This is a genomic window from Stenotrophomonas sp. 278 (genome assembly GCF_003935715.1).
Lineage (GTDB): Bacteria > Pseudomonadota > Gammaproteobacteria > Xanthomonadales > Xanthomonadaceae > Stenotrophomonas > Stenotrophomonas maltophilia_AH.
The window spans coordinates 1-3,016 of the sequence record NZ_RHPP01000243.1; the positions used below are offsets into that span (position 1 = coordinate 1).

General features: G+C 54.5%; 2 protein-coding genes and 2 pseudogenes. All 4 read right to left on the minus strand.

Annotated elements, in window-relative coordinates; translation table 11 throughout:
• A pseudogene (locus EGJ34_RS22890) lies at positions 1–129 on the minus strand (DUF1153 domain-containing protein); the annotation flags it as partial.
• Between the two features lie 99 nt (positions 130–228).
• On the minus strand, positions 229–1,356 hold the full coding sequence (locus EGJ34_RS21115) for a hypothetical protein (RefSeq protein ID WP_125362369.1): 1,128 nt from the start codon (positions 1,354–1,356) through the stop codon (positions 229–231).
• Between the two features lie 2 nt (positions 1,357–1,358).
• Positions 1,359–2,318: a hypothetical protein gene (locus EGJ34_RS21120; protein WP_148100548.1), complete on the minus strand. Its 960-nt coding sequence runs from the start codon at positions 2,316–2,318 to the stop codon at positions 1,359–1,361.
• Positions 2,319–2,893: 575 nt separating this feature from the next.
• Positions 2,894–3,016, minus strand: a pseudogene (locus EGJ34_RS21125) (IS3 family transposase); the annotation flags it as partial.

Sequence of the window (3,016 nt, forward strand, 5' to 3'; positions counted from 1 at the left end):
AGCTGGCGTCAGATCGAACTGGCGGCTGGCTGCCGCCACCGAGGTTTTGCCCTGGATGATCTCAAGGACCAGCGCCGTCTTGCGCCGGGCGGTCCAGCGCTTGATCTCTTCTCCCATCATTTCGCTCATCGGCGTCTCCTTTGGGAAAAGCAAGACCTGAGCAGGTTTTCAGTGGGTCATTACATGCGTAGATATGGGCGATTCGGACAGGCCATTCAGATGGACTACTCAATCCAGCCTCAGACCCAGCAAAGCCAGCACGGCCTTTTCCAGAACCGGCGTCAGCGCAATCAAAGCGACGTTTGCATCAGGATACCGATCAAAGATCACACTCTTCTGACCTGCATGGACTATGGAGCATCTGAGCTTGTAGATGAAAGCCACGCCGCTTTCCCAGGCAACAGGAGGTCGGTTCGACGGGCCGATGTCTGCTCGCACAGCTTGAAGGAACAAGTTTGATGGAAGTGCATCAACCTCCGCGATGACAGACTCAAAATAAGACTGAAGCTGGTGGAGCTTCACGACCTCCTCAAACTGATTGACCTCTGCTTCTAATGCCTTCTTTGTTTTGTCTGTAGCTGCCTTTGGGTTGGAGAAGAATGCATCCATGAATGCATCCCTAAGAGCAAGCAAATACGCCGACTCAAAAACCCGGTACAGCGCCACAAATCTCCAGCGGGGTCTCGTCTCGCACAGGGCCTCCTGCAAAAGGCTGCCGCTCATCATTTCCGGCCTGTGTACAAGGCCGCCTGCATCCCACTCGACAGAATTGCATTCAGTCCATTGCGGATGCCGAATGGGATCGACCACAACGCGAAGTCCTGCGAGCGCCAGGAGTACAGGAGGAATATTAAGGTGAATGTGAGAATTGTCTGCAACACCTCGCCTAAGGATGAGGGCCTTCCTGCACAGCGCGACTGGCATCTCTCCAATTCCGAGAGGCCGCGCAATTTCCTGGGGAACGTTGTCTGCCGGGCCGGGGGAGGGAACGACGGTCAGGACATTCGGTAGGCTAGGCCAAGCGCAGGCCAACTCAACCAGTGCCGCAGTCGGAAAATCCTCTGACGATGAGCAGGAGCTGCCGAAATACACTAATGAATACGCATGGGAGCCGTTCTCCGTCGCAATGTAATAGCGCGCATCAGGCTCATCTTCCAGCTCGTATGGGACTGCATGCGCAACGACGCGAGCACCATCCTGAAAGATCGCCTCGACCAACGCCTCTTTAGCAGCATCCCCCACTAAAAACCAAGGAAGCTGATCTCCGTTCAGGCCGTCAATGTAACTCCGGAAATCATCTTCACTCAAATCAACCGAGCAACCCAACACGTCCGAAATGTGCACAGGAATACTCATGCTTACACTACCCGAGAAGCTGCAAACTCCCAGCATTCACGCATGGACCGAACCCCGCCGGAGAAGAAGAGTTCCTGGAAAGCCCCATTTACAAGCTCACGAGTCGCGGATCCGACATTAATCTTACTGACGTCAAAACTCTTGCGGAGTGCATCATAAAGGTCTACGTCAAGCACCTCTCTTGCATTGCCCGCCTGGCACTTATGCAATAAGTCATCGAGGGCTGGCCATACTCGGCTGGCGATCTTTTCATGCCGCTCGGCACCACCCACAGCGGCAGACAGGCCTTGCAAGACTGTTTCGTTGCCGAAGAATGCAAGATTATCTCGACCGAGCTCCATATCAACTGCGACGATCCAAGCGACCAATTTCCGGAAGCCATCATGCTGGTCCCCCTGTACCTGGTCGTCCAACGTACTCCCGAGCGTTTCAATAGCGCCCTCGGCCAGTAGCTCTTCCATAACAACATTACGAACATCAATATTCGGTTTGCCTTGCAGCCAAGCTTGAAAGGCCTGGCTCAACTTGGCAAGCTGAAACTGGCCAGGATTCGCGCGACGTCGACTATCACCAGTTGAGAAGATGTCGATGCCAGCAATTCCCTGCAGGGACTGCCCGAGTCGCGAACTGAGGACCTCGATTTGATGCTTCATGGACATCGGCCGCTGCCCAGCATTCAGCAGCAGCATTCTGTAAGCAATCGCGCCAAATGATGCATCAATCCAGAACTCGATCCTCAACATCCTGGCAAGGAATTCAGTCAATGCCTGCGGCTCACCAGCAAGCTCCTCTGCCGTCATCTTGATTGCGTTCGTGCGCTGCAACCCGTCGATAATATAGACAGATTCGCTTTCAATTACGCCTAGGTCATTCGATAGCGTTGCCAAATCCTTTATTTGACCGGACCCGGTAAAAAGATTGACTGATGCTCCTGCTAACGCCAGAACGATGGGCGGAAGCACGCACCCGTTCTTCAAGTCCTGGCGTAGAGTGGCATATGATTTACGACCACGTATAACGCCTCGCTGAATCTTCAAGTTCTCTTCAGATCCTCGAACGGCCTCCAGGAACCATCCGTAGTTGACGTGCGCAGTCACGCACCAAGCTTTAATTCGATCATCGTGATCAACACAAACTGCTTGAAACATAATGCCTCCGATGGCAAGGCGACACCGACGTGCCGACCACTAGTTAGAGAATAGCTGAACTGGAGTCCATGCAGTAGCCCACAAAGCAACGCACTTGTCTGACTTCGTGATGTTGGCCGTGCACCGGTATCAGGCCAACGGTTGATGGCCCCGCAGTGGCCTTGCCTGGGTACCGCGCAGGCAGCCGGCGCACATGGGAGAAGACCTGCGCGCCACCCCCATGACCACGGAGTCTCTGGTCGGAACTACCCTCTTGGCACCCCAAGCTACCTCGTTCCGTGGGCCCATAGTCGGGCCTGCCTTGGATTGCCCAGATCACTGTAGAAGATGACTAGCTCGCAGCCACGGTCCGGTAGCCGAACGATGGCTCAGCTTCAATCATTTGGGTTCTACCCCGATATCACGGACGGTTCTAAAAGAGCTGCAACCTTCTGATCCTGCTTGGCGACCCTTCTGCGCATCCTAGGGTTGTGGCGTCGCTCGATGTAGTCAAACACATCCGCTCGTGCCGC